The organism is Alteromonas gracilis (assembly GCF_036870955.2).
Taxonomy (GTDB): Bacteria; Pseudomonadota; Gammaproteobacteria; order Enterobacterales; family Alteromonadaceae; genus Alteromonas; species Alteromonas gracilis_A.
The window spans coordinates 3891914-3910864 of the sequence record NZ_CP145482.2 but is presented as its reverse complement, the minus strand read 5'-3'; the positions used below and the strand labels follow the sequence as shown (position 1 = coordinate 3910864).

15 protein-coding genes and 1 pseudogene are annotated in these 18951 nt (G+C 44.2%); 6 read left to right on the top strand and 10 right to left on the bottom strand.

The window, feature by feature from the left end; genetic code table 11:
* Window positions 1–74 precede the first annotated feature (74 nt).
* Window positions 75–1811: a sensor domain-containing diguanylate cyclase gene (locus tag V6N89_RS18815; RefSeq protein WP_338518951.1), complete on the bottom strand. Its 1737-nt coding sequence runs from the start codon at window positions 1809–1811 to the stop codon at window positions 75–77.
* 344 nt (window positions 1812–2155) lie between these two features.
* Between V6N89_RS18815 and V6N89_RS18810 the strand changes: the two genes are divergently transcribed.
* Entirely contained in the window at window positions 2156–5302 is a 3147-nt protein-coding gene (locus V6N89_RS18810) for a WD40/YVTN/BNR-like repeat-containing protein (protein WP_346993095.1), read from the top strand.
* A gap of 35 nt (window positions 5303–5337) precedes the next feature.
* Here V6N89_RS18810 and V6N89_RS18805 read toward each other — a convergent pair whose 3' ends face one another.
* The 3 genes from V6N89_RS18805 to V6N89_RS18795 form a co-directional block, all read right to left on the bottom strand.
* Window positions 5338–5877, bottom strand: a complete 540-nt coding sequence (locus V6N89_RS18805) for a DUF2780 domain-containing protein (protein ID WP_338518949.1) — start codon at window positions 5875–5877, stop codon at window positions 5338–5340.
* Between the two features lie 137 nt (window positions 5878–6014).
* Entirely contained in the window at window positions 6015–6704 is a 690-nt protein-coding gene (locus V6N89_RS18800; protein ID WP_346993094.1) for a serine hydrolase domain-containing protein, read from the bottom strand.
* 25 nt (window positions 6705–6729) lie between these two features.
* Entirely contained in the window at window positions 6730–6933 is a 204-nt protein-coding gene (locus tag V6N89_RS18795) for a hypothetical protein (RefSeq protein WP_346993093.1), read from the bottom strand.
* A 209-nt stretch (window positions 6934–7142) separates the two neighbouring features.
* Between V6N89_RS18795 and V6N89_RS18790 the strand changes: the two genes are divergently transcribed.
* Window positions 7143–8072: an IS1595 family transposase gene (locus tag V6N89_RS18790; RefSeq protein WP_338518947.1), complete on the top strand. Its 930-nt coding sequence runs from the start codon at window positions 7143–7145 to the stop codon at window positions 8070–8072.
* Here the strand turns inward: V6N89_RS18790 and V6N89_RS18785 are convergent.
* A complete protein-coding gene (locus V6N89_RS18785; RefSeq protein WP_338518946.1) occupies window positions 8067–8552 on the bottom strand; it encodes a serine hydrolase domain-containing protein in 486 nt (161 codons plus the stop codon). The two genes, V6N89_RS18790 and V6N89_RS18785, sit on opposite strands and share 6 nt — an antisense overlap.
* A 37-nt stretch (window positions 8553–8589) precedes the next feature.
* Complete coding sequence (locus V6N89_RS18780) at window positions 8590–9384, bottom strand: TrmB family transcriptional regulator sugar-binding domain-containing protein (RefSeq protein ID WP_338520171.1); 795 nt, start codon at window positions 9382–9384, stop codon at window positions 8590–8592.
* 294 nt (window positions 9385–9678) lie between these two features.
* On the opposite strand from V6N89_RS18780, the gene V6N89_RS18775 reads away from it, so the two are divergent.
* Window positions 9679–10251: a lipoyl protein ligase domain-containing protein gene (locus tag V6N89_RS18775; RefSeq protein ID WP_338518945.1), complete on the top strand. Its 573-nt coding sequence runs from the start codon at window positions 9679–9681 to the stop codon at window positions 10249–10251.
* Between the two features lie 208 nt (window positions 10252–10459).
* Here V6N89_RS18775 and V6N89_RS18770 read toward each other — a convergent pair whose 3' ends face one another.
* The gene (locus V6N89_RS18770) at window positions 10460–11338 is read right to left on the bottom strand and encodes a dienelactone hydrolase family protein (protein WP_338518944.1); all 879 of its coding nucleotides are present in this window, start codon (window positions 11336–11338) and stop codon (window positions 10460–10462) included.
* Between the two features lie 212 nt (window positions 11339–11550).
* Between V6N89_RS18770 and V6N89_RS18765 the strand changes: the two genes are divergently transcribed.
* The 3 genes from V6N89_RS18765 to V6N89_RS18755 all read left to right on the top strand — a co-directional run bounded on the left by V6N89_RS18765 (window position 11551) and on the right by V6N89_RS18755 (window position 15428).
* Window positions 11551–11853 (top strand): hypothetical protein, encoded by a 303-nt coding sequence (locus tag V6N89_RS18765; protein WP_338518943.1) that lies wholly within the window; start codon window positions 11551–11553, stop codon window positions 11851–11853.
* A gap of 103 nt (window positions 11854–11956) precedes the next feature.
* On the top strand, window positions 11957–12385 hold the full coding sequence (locus tag V6N89_RS18760; protein WP_338518942.1) for a hypothetical protein: 429 nt from the start codon (window positions 11957–11959) through the stop codon (window positions 12383–12385).
* Between the two features lie 334 nt (window positions 12386–12719).
* Window positions 12720–15428: an ATP-binding protein gene (locus tag V6N89_RS18755; protein WP_346993092.1), complete on the top strand. Its 2709-nt coding sequence runs from the start codon at window positions 12720–12722 to the stop codon at window positions 15426–15428.
* A 33-nt stretch (window positions 15429–15461) separates the two neighbouring features.
* Here the strand turns inward: V6N89_RS18755 and V6N89_RS18750 are convergent, their stop codons facing one another.
* The 3 genes and pseudogenes from V6N89_RS18750 to fre form a co-directional block, all read right to left on the bottom strand.
* The gene (locus V6N89_RS18750; protein WP_346993091.1) at window positions 15462–16487 is read right to left on the bottom strand and encodes a substrate-binding periplasmic protein; all 1026 of its coding nucleotides are present in this window, start codon (window positions 16485–16487) and stop codon (window positions 15462–15464) included.
* Between the two features lie 152 nt (window positions 16488–16639).
* Window positions 16640–18035: pseudogene (locus V6N89_RS18745) on the bottom strand (M28 family metallopeptidase).
* Between the two features lie 164 nt (window positions 18036–18199).
* On the bottom strand, window positions 18200–18895 hold the full coding sequence (gene fre, locus V6N89_RS18740) for an NAD(P)H-flavin reductase (protein ID WP_346993090.1): 696 nt from the start codon (window positions 18893–18895) through the stop codon (window positions 18200–18202).
* Window positions 18896–18951 lie beyond the last annotated feature (56 nt).

Below are 18951 nucleotides of genomic sequence, written 5' to 3'. Positions count from 1 at the left end.
AATTGGAAAGCATGCATTTTGCGTCGGGGGAATAGAGGGCTCCAGGAGAACAACCAACTAGTGATGGTTTAATCTCAGCAATTTGCTACGCGAACGCTGTTTCTTCCTGATTGTTTTACATCATAAAGCGCTTTGTCAGCGACGTTTATCATGTGTTCTAAAACGTCTTCGGTTAGCGTAGTGTCAGCTAGCAGGCCTTCTTTTGTACCGCAGACACCGAAACTAGCGGTGAACTGTATGTTGGCTTCACCGCTATCAATGACAGCATCTTCAATTAATATACGCAGTCGTTCTGCATGCTGATTGGCTTGTTCTTCACTGGTATCGGGAAGAAATAGCAAAAACTCCTCACCGCCCCATCTGGCGATAATGTCACCCCGTCGGCTGCCGTGCTCGAGCAGTGCCGCTACGCAACGCAGTACTTCGTCACCAATAGCATGTCCGTATTGGTCATTAATTTTTTTGAAGTGATCTATGTCGATAAGAACCAAAGATATATCACGCTTTCTACGAACGTGTTGATGCCAAATCGGGTGAACTAAATGCTCAAAGCCGGTTCGGTTGTTCAATCCAGTCAGTGCGTCTTGGCGTGCACTTCGCACGGCAAGTTGCTTTTCTATTTCTGCCAACCTAAAACGCTGTGCTAATAAAAAGGCTAAGAAGATGGCTTCAAATGCTACACCAAGTTCGATGAGCTTAAACGTAAAGTCGTTATATGGCACCAAACCCCATACGGCTGCTGTGGATATACAAATACAGGTAGCGGCGGTGACCGAACAAATTAAGAATAGCCTGGCAGCAGGTACATTGTGTTTCAATGCTTGCTGTCCCAATACGATAAACAATATGGCAAAGCTACTATTGAGGATGAAGGCAAGTAAAAGAGCAATGGTCAATTGATTAAACGTAGCGCTAATAATCATGCCGATAGGGATCACTACAGTAACGGCCGTTGTCACTTTATCTAAAAGAGGAGCGTAGAAACGCGTATTCAAAAGCACGCGCGCAAAATGTAGGCCTGCAATGGAATACGTGATCATCAAAAATATATCCATCCAGTCTTGGAAATATGGGCCCCAGTCGGGTGTGATCCACGTGTGTAATTGCCCAGTGTAAGATAGACTATTGGCTACAAAACCAAGTAAATACAAAGCGTAAAGGCCATATTCTTTATGACGAATACTGGAATAAATAATAAGGTTGTATACGGCAAGTGCAACCATAATGCCGTACAAAAAGCCGTATTGATAACCGCTTGAAACATCACGTTGTGTAGCAAGTTTTGCCTCAGAAATATACAAAGGAATTGCCATGGGACCAATGGTTTCAACACGCATATAAAGCATTGTTTCACCCTCGGGTAATGGAGACTCAAAGGCAAAGTAACGATATTGCATCGGTCTGTCTGAATACGCTAGCGCATCGCCACCGCGCACTTGCTTAATAATTTTTCCGTTGTGGACAAGCCATGCATCTATGTAGTCCAGCCACGGGGTTTCTACACTAAAGCGATAGAGAGGATCTTCGTTCTCGGGAAGTAACAAACGTACTTTAAGCCATACTGGCGACACACTTATGCCCAGCGACAAAGACTGACCGCTTCCCATATTCAGAGGCGACGTATCAAAACGTTCAATAGCTTGCTCTAACGTTAAGGGAGCAGATGATTCTTGGAAAAAATTGGCGTATTCGCCCGCAGTAAGTGATTTTTGCTGCGATAAATCGATGATGGCTTGTTTGCGCTCAATGCCTGATACAGGTAGCGAAAGTACAGCAAAAATCAAACAAAGCAACAGACTTCTTAAATGCATTGTTAACACTCTCAAGCACTTAAACGTCCGATGTAACGTGCTGCTAATTATTTATTATTATTTATCATATTGAGCGTACTGATCGATGGGAAGGTAACGCTCATCATCGTATATTAAACAAATGTTATTATAACGTGGAAAATGGACTCTTTCAGGTTCACTCGCGAATTATTTTTAATTTAAAGCGAGCCGTTGTTAGTTATCTTATTGAGTTATCGCCAATTAAAACAATATCTGCTCAATTAACTTTAATTGACAGGTATTTTGCATTCTGCTTTTATCGTAAACAACTCTATCCTTTTAATCGTTCGTCGTTGACGACTGTTCCCAGATAAAGGCTTTATATGTTTTGCATTAAACGCAACGTTACTATGGCGTTAGTAAGTGCCATCCTGTTCCTAGGAAATCAAGGGGCTGCCTATTCACTAGAAGATACCATTACTCCCTCACTTTTCGATGGTATGAAATACCGTTTTATTGGCCCTTATCGAGGAGGAAGGTCAGTCGCAGTAACCGGCGTTGAAGGCGATTCGCAACTTTACTACATGGGAACGGCTGGCGGTGGTGTTTGGAAATCAAATAACGCTGGAATGTCATGGAAAGCGATTTCCGACAAAGACTTTGCCGTTGGTAGCATTGGTTCAATTGCAGTGGCCCCGTCAGATCCTAACGTCATTTATGTCGGAACCTATGAAGGCCCTATTCGCGGTGTCACGACCAGCCATGGTAAAGGGGTATATAAATCTACCGATGCAGGCGAAACGTGGACGCTGGTTGGTTTAGACACACGCGGCCAAATTCCTAAAATTCGAATTCACCCAACTAACCCTGATATCGCATGGGCAGCAGTACAAGGCAATATTTGGGCGCCCAATGAAAATCGTGGTGTTTTTAAAACAACAGATGGCGGTAAAACGTGGAGTCATGTTTTAAAGGTGAACGGTGATACTGGGGCTGCCGACCTTACAATAGACCCAAGCAACCCTCGAATTTTATATGCCAGCATGTGGCACCACGGTCGTACCCCATGGTTTATCAAGTCAGGCGGCAACGGCGGCGGTATCTATAAATCAAAAGACGGCGGTGATACATGGAAAAAATTAGAAAAGGGCTTGCCCAAACTAATCGGCAAAGTAGGAATAGATGTATCAGCAGCCAACCCCAAAAGGGTCTATGCCATTATTGAAGCCGAAGAAGGAGGACTCTATCGAAGTGATGATGCAGGAAAATCTTGGACGCAATTAAACGGTGACAACATTCTCAAAGCGCGAGCGTGGTACTACAACCATATTAAAGCCGACCCTAATGATGAGAATACGGTGTATGTAATGAACGTACAGCTGCACAAGTCAATCGACGGCGGCAAAACGTTTGAAATTAAGAAACTACCGCATGGCGATACTCATGATTTATGGATAAACCCACGTGATAGCTTAAACATGATAAATGCGAATGACGGCGGCGCAACCGTTACTTTTGATGGCGGTAAATCATGGTCGAGTATTTACAATCAACCTACAGCACAATTCTACCGTGTGATAACTGATAATCTTGAGCCGTTTTATGTCTACGGAGGGCAGCAGGATAATACGACGCTGGCGATCCCTTCAGCTACGTGGGACAGTGGTATAGGGTTTGAAGACCAATTTGCTGTGGGGGGAGGGGAAAGCGCACATATTGCATTTGATGCAGATAACCCAGAGCTAATTTACGCCACCACCATTAATGCGACGCTAACGGAATACACGCGAAGTACAAACAGAACTCGCCCAATCATGCCTTATCCGGAATATGTATTTGGACGAAATGCACGAGATCAAAAATATCGCACTAACTGGAATGCGCCTGTGCTTGTTTCAAAGCACAATAAGAATACCGTGTATTACGGAACACAAATGTTGCTTAAAACCACTGACCGAGGCGTAAACTGGCAAGAAATAAGCCCTGATCTCACCCGAAACGACCCTGAGAAACAAGGTTTGAACGGCGGTCCAATTACTAACGAGCAAGCTGGTGCAGAATACTACAACACTATTTTTTACATAGCGGAGTCTGCGCAAAATGCGGGGGAAATTTGGATTGGCGCTGACGATGGCAAGCTTCATATTACGCGTAATGAAGGGGAAACATGGCAAGACATTACGCCTCATAAGAAAGAAGCGCAGGTAAATGCGATAGACTTAAGCCCACACAAAGCCGGTAAGGCGTATGTTGCGGTAACAGGCTACAAACTCAACGATTATGCTCCCTACATTTATAAAACCGAAAACTACGGCAAACGCTGGAAGCGAATCGATAAAGGCTTGCCTGACGACGCGTTTGTAAGGGTAGTGCGTGAAGACGCAGAACGTGAAGGCTTACTTTATGCTGGTACAGAAAGCGGCATGTTTGTGAGCTTTGATGACGGCGATAACTGGCAGTCCTTAGATTTGAACTTGCCGCCAGTGGCGATTACCGACATGCAAGTAAAAGGCACCACGTTAGTAGTGGCAACCCAAGGCAGAGGGTTCTGGGTTTTAGACGACTTGGCACCACTGCATGAGGCAAACACATCTATCGAAGATGAAATGCTGTTTCAGTATGCCCCTATCGATGGCACAAGACTTATTGCTAGCGGCGGTGGCAGTGGTATGCCACAGGCAAAAAATCCTGCAAGAGGGGCAACCTTTAGGTATGTACTTAATGAAAAGTTAGAAGAGGACCAAGTGCTTACCATTACGATTACTGATAGCGATGGTAAATTTGTACGAGAGCTCAGTTCCAACACTACAACTTTTGAAAAATGTGCTAAAGGTAACGAAGATGCGCGTAGCCCGGTGAAATTCAATCGCCCTTCTACCAAAGCAGGTTACAACGAGTTTGTCTGGGATCTTCGCCGCGCCCCGCTTAACTGTATCGACAATGTGAAGCTTTTCGGTGGGTGGAATGGCGCAAGAGTGATGCCAGGTGACTATAAAGCTACGCTAACAGTAGCAGGTAATAGCCATACTCGTGCGTTTAAAGTGCTTCCCGACCCGCGTGAAGAATCTGGAACTGACCAGCTATACTTGGTTGAACAAAGTATTCAAGCAAGCACAACGCTATTGAACGAACTGTTTACTCATTTGCAAAAAGCAAGAAATGTGCGTGAAAAACTTAATGACGTTAGCAACGCAAATGCGGCGTTGGCCAACGATGTGTCTGCATCAATAGAGCGAATTGTTAAGGCCATTGATGGCTGGGAGTCACTGGTTACTCAGCCTAAATTCCAAACTTTCGAAGACGATATTAACTGGCCTAACATGCTCGACCGTCAGATACGTTTTTTGCTCGACAACTTTGACCGTACTGGCGCACCTATTCAGTCTGGTGCACTGAAGCGCTTGGAAGATCTCGATGAAACATGGCAGCAATACAAGAAAGACTTGTCTGTGCTTTTTGACGAAGACATAGCGCCACTAAATAAAACGCTACAGGAGCAGGGCCTAAACGGTCTGGATAAGTTAGATTAAATAGTAAGAGCTCACTTATGTGAGCTCTATTCACACTATAAATTGATAGATGAAAAAGCGTCCATAAGCATTTGTTTGGCTTGTTTACCTTCTTCAGTATCTAGATAAGCACTAGCTTGCTCGATATAGTTCATTATCATCTGTGGCTCTAAACCAATGGCCTGAAATTGCTTTTTCAGGTCGTTGACTGCTTTCAACGATTCGCTGTATTCAGATGCTTTATCAAGCAGGCCACCAAGCCCTTCTTGTTTCATATTGCTGATATCAGGCAAATCACCCATTAAAGAGTCTATACCTGGCATTTGTTGTTTAAGTGCGGCAAATTTTTCAGCATTGACGTTGTTTTTTGCATAGTTAAGCAATGACGCCAGCCCGCCCTTTGCTTGGTCGCTGTTAACGTCTAAGTTATCGGTTAACGCCGATAGCAAGCCATCCACAGTTGGCTGTTCAACCATTTCAGCTTTTGAATCGCCAAGACCAAAGAAGTCTTTTAGTGAGTCGAGAAATCCTTCAGCGTTGGCTTGGGCACTTAGTGATATGCCCACCACGAATAGAATGGCAGCGCGTGTTTTCATGGTTGCTTTTTCCTTAAATGAATTCAATTTTTATCACTCTAGCATGGCATTCATGCGTTTATTAGTCGTGAACCACGTAAACACTACTAATTAACTAACTAGGTAGAGCGAAGTGGGTTTCTCCGCTCTCTTCAACGCTACTTAGATTTTGTAAACCAATAATCTCGATATTGTAGATAACGTCTTTGGTTTGTTGCATATGAGAAAACAATTTCTTCAATGTTGCTAGGTACAAATTCTACGTTGAGTGTATGAGGCGCGCTTCCTTTGAGCAACGCGCTCTCTAAGTTACCCCACTTAAGATGAAAACTACCGTCTTTCTGTTGGCTGACTTCTATTTTCCCCAGAGTGTCGTGGACAAACAGACCCACATACTGCTCGTCTAACGTAGCTAAGCTAACAGGAGCAAGGTTACTTTTGTTTTCGTAGAATTTTTTGGCAGATTCCGTGGCGTAAGATTCATATTTATCAATAATGTCGTTAATCTCATCTTCCGATTTGTCTAGCGCTATTGCATATACAAGTTCCTCTAGCGCGTACGCTAGATCTCCGCCCCATTTGTCTTGATTGCTCAATACCACAAGCCCTATTTTCTGTTCTGGCATAAACGACACATAGGTACTTGCGCCTGCATAGCCTCCTCGGTGCTCTAATAAACGTTGGCCAAAAACATCACGTATAAACCAACCCCACCCATATTCCTGCTCAAAACCAAACATGCTGTGTTTTACCAATGATTGATGGGACTTGGTAATTACGTCTTCGGGGAATATTTGCACTCCGTCAACTTTCCCTTTGTTTAGCTGCATCCGGATAAAGTTAGCCATATCGTTCGCTGTGGTAATCATTCCGCTAAGCAGACTGCATACTGCTGTCGGTTTTGGTTAAATAAACTGGCTCGTTGGGGGTGGGAGACTTAACGGAATAACCTCGTGCTAGCTGCCAGTTATTACTCGTTGCATCACTAATGTAAGACGAGGTGTGGTTCATATTCAGAGGTGCAAAAATATTTGTAGCGAGCTGTGTTTGCCACTTTTCTTCAAAGGTATTATCCATCCAATGACTTAAAATATTGTACCCCACATTGGTATATTCAAACGTTCCAAGCGGTGCGTTTGGGTTAGGGTAAGAGTCTTGAATGACTTTTGAGATTAAGTCGTTATCATGCTGCCCGGTGTATGCCGTAACCTGTACTAATGGGGCGCTGTTCCATTTCTGTGTTGGTGAGCTATACTTCCAACAATATCAGGAGGATGGAGTCGGCCTTGAACAACGCTCAATTTAACACCTTACAAGCCTCTTTGGGAACACTTAGCTTTGTGCAGTTAAAGCGTCTGAGAAAGTGTGTTGATGACAGGATCTCAGCAGATCATGTCGGTAAAGCCATTGCGGTACATGAGGAAAGTGTTTCTGAATGTGCTCACTGTGGAGGTCAGCACTTCACCAAATACGGCACAACGTCTCGTGGACAACAACGCTACTATTGCAAGTCATGTCACCGAACTTTCAATTCACTCAGTGGCACACCGTTGTCCGGTATGAGAATTCGGGATAAATGGCATCAATACTCTGAGGGAATGTGGCTTACCATGAAGCTCAGGGAGGCAGCAAAAGAGCTGGGCGTAAACATTAAAACTGCTTGGCGGTGGCGTCACCAACTTCTCTCTCAGCCAAGGCGTAACAAGCCCTCTGAGCTGCACGGTATTATTGAAGCTGATGAGACCTTTATTAATGAATCGTTCAAAGGGCGAAGGAAGCTTGATAGGCCGTCCAGAAAGCGAGGTTCGAAGGGTAAAGAGATCCCCAAAGTTCCTATCATGCTGGCGCTAGACCGCAATGGATCAGTTACCCACTGTGTATTAAACAGAAACACCCGAGAAGAACTAGAGCGCTCTTTAGCGCCTGTACTAACCCCTGACAGTGTTTTGTGTACTGATGGTAATTTATCCTATCAGACTATCGTTAAAAATCTTCCCTTTGAACTTGATCATAAACGGCTAATAGCCTTGGATAATCAGCGGGTTGTTGAAGGGATCTATCATATACAGACGCTTAATAACTGGATGATGCGTTGGAAGCAGTGGCTAAGGCAATTTAACGGTGTTGGCACTGCCTATCTGGATAATTACATCGCGTGGTTCCGGCAAATGGAACAGGCTAAAGATGATGATAGTTGGGTGGAATATGCTTTATGAAGACCATTTTGCTGACGTCAGCAAAATGGTATCAACACAGAAATGGAACAGCGCCACTAATGGCCAGTTATCAATACCGCTGGTATGGCGCAATAAATCGGTAATTGTCACGTCATCACTGTGTAATGCCTTCTGAAACTCCATACTAGGAAACATCTCTGCCAAACGCTTTTGCGTATCTATTTTGCCGTCATGTTCCAGCAATAGCGTATTCAGTGCATAGAATGCTTTCGTTATCGACGCAATGTAAAACACCGTATTTTTATCTACAGGTGATTGTTGCTGTATATCTGCGTAGCCAAAATAGCCTTCGTAGACTATTTTATCGCCCTTTATCACGGCTACTGCAGTGCCAGAGTTTAGCTGGATTATCTCTTTGTTTTTGCGAACGTAATCATCCACTTTATCAAATGGGTTAGCCAAAACAGATCCTGATATCCATGTCGTTAACAGTGCTACATAAAATACGGTTTTTTTCACAGTCTGGGGTCCTTTTACTAGAAGTGTCGTGTAGATATCAAATGTTGTATCGAGCCTTGTAGCGCTGAAACACGGTATTTTCGGCACTAAGGGGGTGAAGATGCTCAGTCTCTGCTAGCACAGTCTTGGCTTTTTCTAACTCGTCATTATTCACATAGTCCTTGAGGTCTGTAAGTAACTGGCCGTAAAGGATTTGTGTATGCATAGTCATGCTCATAAGCACACTTTGGCTTTGAAATGCTTGAATAACGCGCCGCTTGTCTTTTGATAACATAGCAATGATAAACTGCGAACCATCGCAAGACGCACTGAATGCTACATCATCAGCTTTTTCATGTATTGGACTGCCGTGACGGCGTAACACGGTTGTTACTCCTGGAAGCGTTTCATCTTGGTAAAGCTTAACCCTTACTTCAACGCCTCGCTCTGCGGCTTGGACTAGCGCGCTTGAGAGCAGTGGGAGTGCATCGGGCTCTATATCTGCAAGCACCATACTCTGTGCTTCATTTATCATTCTAATTGCTGTCTCAATAACCTGACCACAGTTATTAACCTGATAAATCTGCTCATCAATGTCAGGCTGCACAATCGACTCAAGCTGCTCGCTTAATTGCTCTAACGTATTGTCGAAGCGCTTTTTATGGTTTTCTAGCAGTGTTCTCCAATCAACAGCGCCAAATTTTTTGTTTTTGCTAGATGCACTTACAACACCGCCTTTTTGCCCAAGGCTATCGAGCGCTTTATACACATTGGCAACAGGTTTATTTATACCCTTACCAATAGAATAGCTAGGTACATATGCCGTTCTTGAGAAGGTGAAGGTAGATCTCACTTTCAAGTTGTGTAAAACCTAACGTTTGTAACTGTTCGGTGACTTGTTCATTCATGTTTAATTTAATAGTAGTTTGTACTACTACTATTAAAGTGGATCTCGTCTATTTTTGTCAACTGAAAAGTTGACCGATGTTTTTATCCAAATAATGAAATGATGACGGATTTTTTTGCGCGACTTAAGTGCTGACTGACATAACGCAAGTCATAGTGTGTTATGGTCTTTGGATAGGCTTGTGTTTAATAAACATGATGTTATTTCAACACAATTTTTATTTGGTGGTAGTTAAAGACGTTGGCAAATTCAAAAGTTAAAATTTTTCGTTACGCTGATACCCAATATCCAAAGATGTGGGAAAAAGAAGCGCAAATTATTGAAGATATTCGTGCGTCGCACTTAGACCAAGCTTTACAAATTTATCGATGTAGCGAGAATACTCTGGTACTGCCGTCTGGACGAAAATGGCAGGCAACGCAAGACGTAGTCAAAGCATTATCTGATGATGGATGGTCAGTGCTATCACGCCGCTCTGGCGGTGCGCCCGTTCCCCAAACAGCGGGCATGCTGAACGTTTCACACTTTTATCTTTGGCCAGAATATAGTGCCTATTCTGTTAAACAAGCCTACGAGTGCTTGTGCCATGCACTGACGCTGTTTTTTGAATCGTTGGGGATAAACGTACAACCCCATGCAACTGCACATTCGTTCTGCGATGGCGACTATAACCTCAATGTTGACGGGCAAAAGATTGTGGGAACTGCCCAGCGTGTTTTAACAGTACGCAAAAATCGAAGGTTGGTGTTAGCCCAAGCGTGCATTTTAATGTCTGGCGATATGCAAAACGTGGTAAGGCTTAGGTCAATTTAATTAATCGACTTCATGGGTATGATCAGGATATTCGTGGTTCTGCGCATACTACTATTGCCCAACACGTTGCCTCACTGCCAGATATTAACACGCTTTATTCGGGGCTGGTTCAGGCATTTTTTGCAGCTAATTCAACTGGTTGAGCTTGCCGACAGCGCCATAAAAGGACAGCGCGACAAAAGAGTGACGCTGTTCAATCGGGCTTTCGTTATGAAAGGTGCTTTTCAAATAGTGAAAGCGTGCGGTTCCATGCGTGGTCTGCTTGCTTTTCGTTGTAGGCTCGAGAGTCAGGTGGGCACCAGCCGTGCAGCGTATCCTCGTACACCTCTACTTCTGCTGGAATATTGGCGTCACGGTATGCCGCTTTTAGGAGTGTCTTCATTTCTGGCACTTTCGCATCATCATTTTCAGCAATAGCATGTAATGCTGCAGCGCTTGAATTAGCTACTGTGAGGTGTGGGCTATCTTCAGCCGCGCTTGCCAGGCCACCACCGTGAAAACTAGCAATGGCTTTAAGCCTTCCGGGCATCGCCGCTGCTGCGCGCATAACAAAAGAGCCGCTCATACAATAGCCCATTGCTGCACCGCCTTTTCTTTTATCAACACTAGGTTGGCTATCTAGAAAGGTGAAAAACGCTTTTGCATCGTCAACCACGGCGTCATTGGTTAAGTGCTTTCTATAGCCTCCTAAAATTCCCCATGCTTCTTTTGATGGAAAGCTGACACCGTCTGGCAGCGCCAATCCCTTAACGTCACGGTAGAAGGGGTTAACTACCAGTACCGAATAACCGCTGTTGGCTAGCCGTCTTGCCATTTGTTTAAAGGCGGGTCTTAGGCCTTTAATATCTGGCCACATAAGCACGGCCGGGTGTTGACCTTGGCTCGGCCTCACAAAATACGCGTCAGCTTTTCCCGCAGGGGTGTCTATAAGCACATCACTGGCTTCAATGTTGTCACTAGCTAGTGCAAACTGTGGGAAGCTTAGGCCTAGGGCGCCAAGTGCAAGTAACTTGTTAAAGTCTCGTCGACATAACCCATCTTTTTCTAGGTTGCGCTGTATATCCTGTTCTGTCGTTTCATCACACATAAACCTTTCCCCTTGTTAGCTAAACCAAAGCGTTTTGACGTAAAATAATTGATACCGATGTCTAACTCGTTGAACCAGAATATACGTCACGTATTTACACGCCATGTCGCTGGACAGGGGGAATAGATGTTTTATCTATTTTGCGTAACATGGATCGAATTCAATGTCTTCTAAGTAAACATCACTGTCTTTAGTATTTTTCATTTACCACTATGTCTGAACAACATGCTTTGCTTATCGATCAGTATTTATACCTAACCAAAAGCGTACTACCTGAACTTGCTCGTAAACCCTCTACGCAATGGCCTGTTGTAAACGACCATTGCTTTCAACGTATTGTGTTAGACAACATATGTAACGGCGTTTGGTATAACCATATTAACAAGCCCGCATATAAAAACTTAAGTTATGAACAAGCCTATGAGGCGGTGCAACTTAGTGAGTCTATTGCCAAAGGAGAAGCGGATTTACATCAGCTCAACCACAATTCGTTGGTGTGGCGAGAAAAACGGTAGATTAAATTTGACACATATTGGGGCTGAAATATATGCGAATTGCTAATATTGTCTTCATCATCACCTATACTGAAATGACGGAAGAAAAAAAGGGCATTTAGCGATGAAAGAAAAAGGTAGCTTTGAATTATGGCGAACCGATGATGTGCTAAATGCCAGCCTCAGTGGTATTTGGAGTGGTACAGTGGCGTCACAATACAGCTCTGAATTTATCAAACAAGCCTCTATGATCGCTCACGCGCCATGGGCCCATATTGTTTATCTCGACAGCTGGATATTGGGTACACCCGAGATAGAACCCATTATTCAGGGGTTAGTGAAGTGGTGTAACAACAATAACCTGGCGTTTGCTGCTCATGTCTACAGTCGCAATATGTTAAAGGAATACCAGCTAAATAAAATGCTCGTATCAGATCAGAATCGCTTCGTTCTTTGCCATTTCGATGAGCTTGAAAGTGCCGTTAATTGGCTAAAAGCTAACGGCTATGACGCGCAGTATCCGCGGGACGAACTTATAAAGCATTTCGCGTAAAACGTTCTTTGCGCAACTGCATCTCGTTGTCGGTTTTTAGCAGTAATACGTTCTTAGGTTTCTTTTTTACTTTTGATGAACACATTTGTGCACTGTGCTTTTCTGCACAGTGCTTAAAGGCGTCATCACACTTCTGCTGGTCAGCCCCTGTATTTCTTTAAAATCAATTAGCGCCTTTTAGTCTAAAGTACAACGCATACGATGTTCGACAATAGGAATAAAAAGCGTAGAATAAAACTCATTCAAACTTTTGATATGGTTAATAAAACCAAGCGCCTAACTAAGATTCATCACAGGTGCGCGAAAATGACAAGGCACGATGGTGGGCAATATAATGGGCAACGAAAGAAAAGTTACGCTGCAAAATTGCGAAGATGAAGCCATACATTTGATAGAAAGCGTGCAAAGCTTTGGCTATGTTATTGCAATTAATCCTAACGACAAAAAAGTTCAGGTTGTCAGTGAAAACATCAACGAGCTATTCAACGTCAATATCGTTCCTGGTAAAACCCTTATCACCGAGCTTATTGATATACCCACGCCAGATGCCCATACCTTTCAAACTATTTACCAAGCACTAAAACGGACCAATTCGCGCCGCGCATATCAATGGAAATTCGCAGAAGACGCACTCCATATCAAGGACTGGGATAAAGAAGGCAGTGGTGTCGCGTTTGACTCTAATGGCCTGCTAGTTATCGAGTTAGAGCCCACGCCGCAGTTAAGCTATGAAGCGGCAAAGCAATGGGTACCCATGGATGTTGATATCCGCTCTCTATTGCCTGATGTTGAAGATTGCGAGTCAATTAATGATGTAGCCGATGCGATAGCCTCAGTATTTAAATCGTATATTGGTTTTGACTCTGTGATGGTTTATCGGTTTGATAAAACGTACAGTGGCGAAGTTATCGGTGAAGCTACCCGCGAGGAGTCACGCTCGTTCAAAGGCTTAAAGTTTCCCGCGTCAGATATTCCCAAGCAAGCGCGTGAGTTATATTTAAGAAATAGAGTGCGCTGTGTTTATGATGTGGAAGAACGGCCAATCGGTCTGCTCCCAAAACTAGATGATAGCGAGAGACCGCCTCTCGACCTCTCTATGTCTATGGTGCGCTGTGTGTCACCTCTTCATATTCAGTACCTTAAGAATATGGGAATACGTTCTTCGTTTTCGGTTTCTCTTGTTTTTGAAGGGAAGCTCTGGGGACTATTGGCGTGTCATAATAGCCAACCTCTCTATATCGACCAGAAAAAGCGCTTGGTGTGTGAATCTCTTGGGCATCTGTATGCGTGGCAACTGCATACCAAAGCCTTACACGAGAAGAAAGAGAATTTCCAGACACGCCAACGTATGCTAAATACCATCGTGCATCAATTAACGACGTTTGCAAATCCTCTTGAAGCGATTGTTCAGAAAGAGAAGCAGCTATTAGAGGTCGCTGAATCTTGCGGTATGGCTGTTGTTACGCCAACCTATAATTACTTGACGGGTAAAACACCGTCAGAGTCAACGTTAGAGACTCTGTTAGAAAAGTTTGCTATTGCTAAGTCAGAGCAGTCAATTGCTATAAATCGCCTGGGTGATGAGGTCACGGAGTCCAATGAATTAAACGGTATTCGCGGCATGTACATTTCATGTGTGTCATCTAAGTTGGGGTACTACACGGTATGGTTTAGAGAGCAACGAGACAAAACCATTCGCTGGGCGGGAAAAGAGGCTGCAACAAAAGATGTCGGTAAGTCACTGACTCCTCGTAATTCTTTTGATATGTACTTACAAAGTGTGGCGGATGAGTCGTTGGAATGGACCGAAGACGATAAGCTTATTATTGAAGGCTTTGATCATCTGTTTATTCCCTATGCCTTGAGCCTGAAAGCGTCACTCGACAAGCAAATAAATAAACTAGAAGAGTTGGATAAGGCCAAAGATCAGTTTTTGGCCAGTATTTCTCACGAATTACGCTCGCCGCTTAATTCCATTGTGGGCTGGACCGATTTAGCCCTGATGGATGTGACAAACGTTGACCGGATGACAGATGCGCTCGGTGTTATTAAGCGCGCAGCATCCACACAGGCTGCCTTAATTAATGACATCCTCGATTTGTCACGCATTATATCGGGTACGATGAAATTAAGTACGCATTCGCTGAAAGTTGCCAATGCGATTGCAGAGGTTGCTAAGTCCTTCGAAGCTGGGTTTGCAAGCAAAAACATTCAGCTCACTATTTCATGTGATGATGAGCACACGCAAATTCTTGGCGATAGTCTACGCATCAAACAGGTGATCAATAACTTGCTTAGCAATGCGCTTAAGTTCACGGCTAAAGGGGGCACAGTGCATGTGCTAGGGCGCCGTGAGCACTCTAACTATTTGTTCCGTGTGAAGGACAATGGTAAAGGTATGACTCGCGACCAGTTATCCCATGTATTTGACCGTTTTTATCAAGGTAAAAACGAGCATAATCGACACGGCTTGGGGTTAGGGCTTTCTATTGTGAAAAGCTTGGTAGAAATGCACGGCGGCGAAATTTACGTTGAAAGTGAAGGCCCCAACACTGGCACAACATTTTTCGTTTCACTTCCTATCGCGCCGCTAAATCTTCACGAAGATATTGTAGAAACTAAGAATGCGGAGATAAGTGATTTAACCGAGTCTCGACGTCTAAATGGTTTGCGTATTCTGGTTGCTGAAGATGAACAGGACGCCCGTGATTTTATCAAACTCTTTTTAGAATCTAATGGTGCGAGAGTGAATGTGGTTAAAAACGGTTTACTGGCATGGAAAGAAATTAACGATATGCCAGAAGCGTTCGACCTTGTGCTGTCTGATATTGGTATGCCAGAACTAGATGGGCTGGGGCTTGTCATGAAAATACGGGCCAGTGAAATCCCTCAAATAGCGTCGTTGAATGCCGTCGCTTTAACGGCCTATGCATATACTTCGGACCGCGTAAAAGCGTTAAAAGCTGGGTTTACAAACTATGTTTCAAAACCTATTGATGGCGAAGAGTTATTAACCATTCTTGAGATGTACAAACCAGACTAATAGGGGAATGCACCCGCCTAAGCATCACTGTGCCTACCATTTACGGATTAATTGTTTGTATATGGTTGCGTCTAATGATGATTGTGGCTGAGATGCGTTTTCCTGGGCATTCGCTGCCTCCAATGCCTCTTGCGCGTCTTCTAACGTGTTAAATGACTGACCGTTAACAACATAAAGACTCTTGCTAGACGTAGCGTAGTTATCAAGTGCATAAGCATGCTCAAGAGTATGGTTTGTCCGCGTGACGGCGCTGCTTGCAATAAAGTCGGCCACGTTGTCATTATTAACGTCTTTTGTCAGCCAAGGCTTTTTAAGTATTTCATTAAATTGCCCAAGTTTTTGCATTACGCTGATGGCTTTATTAAACGCTTCGATGGTCGCTTTTGCATTGGGTACATTCTTTCGAAGTGCTATTTGAAACCCTGTTGTCATTAATGGCTTACCAGAAAAGTGGAGTTGCTCTTCATTATCATTTTCTAGAAGAAGGTTGAACTCTTCGGCAAGTAACTTCGTGGTGACAAGATAAGGAGCCCTGTCGTCTGCAAGTTGTTTAAAGGCATCGAACGTTGACGGATTTCGAGACCACTTGATGTTCTTTAAGAGACGAAACTCAGGTGTATTAGCGAAGCGGTTTTCTACTGCCACACGGTTGTCGTTTAAGTGGGCAAAACGCATTACGTTTTCCACACCAAATTTCTTACTGACTGCGTATAAATTAATGGGTAAGTAGATGTTGGACAGTACATACTCATCGGTGTTTTCGCCCAGTTGAATATAAGCAAATCTACCGTCAACTTTACCGATTAAAACGGCACTTCCCAAAAATGCATCGCGCATAACACGAAGTTCAACATCAAGTTCCGCCTGTTCAAATGCGCTATTTACGATTTTCATAAGTTTAGCGGGCTCACCATTATCGCTGACATACGTTTCAAAGGGTGAAGCACCCAACACACTTTGACTTAACGCAATATTGGGGAGCAGGGCGCCAGAAAGGCAAATTGCCATGAACAACATACCTGATAGTTGCTTACCTACGCGTGTTACTATTTGTCGCATCGATATTACTGATATGTTTAGCAAGATACTGTCTCCGTACTGCGGTGTTGCTAATAGAGCGCAACAAAAGTTGCGCTCACAATACAAGTGGCATAATTAGTACACTGTAATGTACTAATTCGGTTTAATCCAATCGCCAGAACAGGATACCGCTACTCGCCAAAGCTACCCGCTGGGCCAGGAAAGACCACAACGCTTTCAACGCCGTCGTTATTGACACTTGCTACACCAAAGAAATAGTTATCAATGACTACATTCTCTAGCGTTGCCTGCGTCACATTGCCCACGTATTTGCTAAACTCCCACTGTGGGGCGTCGGTATGGCGCCAATATATCTTGTAGCCTTTTAGCTGCGGATTCTGTTTAGCGTCAAGTGCATCCCATTTGAGGCTTGTTGATGGCTGAACGGCGCTTAGCAATCTTGACATTAGCTGGTGGGTTAGGCGCCCACGCCATTGCAGCTAATGATACTGCATTTAAACCCGTCAATTTAGCCGCATAGTCAAAGTTCACGCCTTCTAGCGTGTCGCCATAAACAATGTCACCTTCTGTGCGCAAGTCTTGATGCTGGCGAGTGTAGTTTTCGTTGGTCTCCATGATACGAATACCGGGAAAGCCTAAATCGTTGAATGGACGGTGGTGACCACCGCGACCAAAGCGATCCAAGCGATAAATCACCATGGTGTCTAGGTTTTCGATGTATTGGTCGGCAATCTTGTCAATATAGCGCGCTAAATTTCTACTTGGCGAATCCACTTCTCCGCCAGTGAAACGACGCAATCTGGCCTCGTCCGCGGTCTCAGTTACGCGTGTCCCCTCGGCAAAGATACGTGCCGTGGTGTTGTTAATCACACCATTCACACCTTCGATATTGCCAATCATATCGTTATTCAAAACAGCTTTTATACGCCAGCCGTCTTCTTTCGCTTGGTTAGCCATTATACGACCGCCAAACAAACCTTGCTCTTCACCTACAAGCGCGGCGTAAACAATACTGCCGTTGAACTTGTATTTAGACAGTACTCGTGCGGCTTCTAGCGTACCAGCCAAACCTGAAGCATTGTCATTAGCACCAGGCGAGTCTGACGTAAAGTCCATGACATCAGACACACGCGAGTCAATGTCGCCCGACATAATGACGTAGCGGTCAGGGTCAGTTGTACCTCGTTGAACGGCAATAACGCTGACCACTTCAACGGGATTGGGAATGCGTTTTTCACCGCTGATGGTGTCTGATTGAAAATAGACTTCTAAGCAACCGCCGCATTGTTCAGAGATTTTTTCAAACTCAGCTTTAATCCAACGACGTGCTGCGCCAATACCAAACTCGTCTGACTCGGTTTCAGATAATGTGTGCCTAGTGCCAAAATTAACCAGCGTCGTGATGTCTTTCTCGATGTTGTCAGCAGACACCTGTTGGGCGATATCATACAAAGCCTGTTGCTGTTCACTATCAGCAGTTGCTGAGAAGGAAGTTAGGGTAGTGACGGCAAATACCGCGGGCAAAATACTGGACGAGAGTGTCGCAAGAGGGTGTTTTTTTATCATTTTATTCTCCACGTGTTTATCTTTTCACCATAACCAATACGGCAAAAAGGAACAATTGGAGTAAACGCGCATATCGGTTGGTTGTCGCACAACGCAGCTAAAAACAAAAAAGCGCAGCATTCGCCTGGCTTTTCATCGATGGATTATGTATCTGCCACTAGGTTTTAGATAAAGGCAAATGCATCGCCAAACAGGTTGTCGGCTTTCAATCCGCGTTGTGTGAAGTCATCGCGAACTACCTTGGCCATTTCAAAACGACCTGCAACATAAACCTGAACATTCTCGAAGTTTGCATGGTCTGCCATCACTGCGTGGTGAACCCAGCCCGTATGACCTGCCCAATCATCCTTTGCAAATTCAACCACAGGTACAAAGGTGAAATGGTCGTTTGCTTGAGCAAGCGTTGCTAATTCGTCCGCTAAGTAAAGATCTTCGGCGTGTTTACCGCCCCAATAAAGTGTCATTGGGGTTTTATCACTACTATTTAGGTGCTCTTGCAAAATGGAATATGCATAAGAAAAACCAGTACCGCCTGCAATTAATACAATAGGCAAACCGTTACTTTGTAAATACGCATCACCATTGCCGACTACCACTGACACTTCGCCTTCATCACGCATGCGAGCAAGCACATCACCAGCGTAGCTATTGCCAGGCTCGGCGCCAATATGTAGCTCAATGCGGCCGTTGTCGAAAGCGGCATTTGCAATAGAAAAGGGGCGCATATCCTTTTCGCCCATGACAATCATGGCGTATTGACCTGCTTTAAAGCTAATTGCTTCTGAAGGGGTTAATTCAACTTTCTGTACAACATCGGTTAAAGGCGTAATGCTTGCAACCTTACACTTAATTTCTGACATGTATTCTCTTCTTACCTTTTGGGTTTAGCGTGTCGCCTTTGGTCGTTCGTTTTCTT

Bases quoted from the DNA above. Each gene is read 5' to 3' on its own strand.
- V6N89_RS18810 (WP_346993095.1), top strand. From the start codon at position 2,156: ATGTTTTGCATTAAACGCAACGTTACTATGGCGTTAGTAAGTGCCATC.
- V6N89_RS18805 (WP_338518949.1), bottom strand. From the start codon at position 5,877: ATGAAAACACGCGCTGCCATTCTATTCGTGGTGGGCATATCACTAAGT.
- V6N89_RS18770 (WP_338518944.1), bottom strand. From the start codon at position 11,338: ATGTGTGATGAAACGACAGAACAGGATATACAGCGCAACCTAGAAAAA.
- V6N89_RS18765 (WP_338518943.1), top strand. From the start codon at position 11,551: ATGTCTGAACAACATGCTTTGCTTATCGATCAGTATTTATACCTAACC.
- V6N89_RS18760 (WP_338518942.1), top strand. From the start codon at position 11,957: ATGAAAGAAAAAGGTAGCTTTGAATTATGGCGAACCGATGATGTGCTA.
- V6N89_RS18750 (WP_346993091.1), bottom strand. From the start codon at position 16,487: ATGCGACAAATAGTAACACGCGTAGGTAAGCAACTATCAGGTATGTTG.
- fre (WP_346993090.1), bottom strand. From the start codon at position 18,895: ATGTCAGAAATTAAGTGTAAGGTTGCAAGCATTACGCCTTTAACCGAT.
- V6N89_RS18795 (WP_346993093.1), bottom strand. From the start codon at position 6,933: ATGGATAATACCTTTGAAGAAAAGTGGCAAACACAGCTCGCTACAAAT.
- V6N89_RS18755 (WP_346993092.1), top strand. From the start codon at position 12,720: ATGGGCAACGAAAGAAAAGTTACGCTGCAAAATTGCGAAGATGAAGCC.
- V6N89_RS18815 (WP_338518951.1), bottom strand. From the start codon at position 1,811: ATGCATTTAAGAAGTCTGTTGCTTTGTTTGATTTTTGCTGTACTTTCG.
- V6N89_RS18800 (WP_346993094.1), bottom strand. From the start codon at position 6,704: ATGGCTAACTTTATCCGGATGCAGCTAAACAAAGGGAAAGTTGACGGA.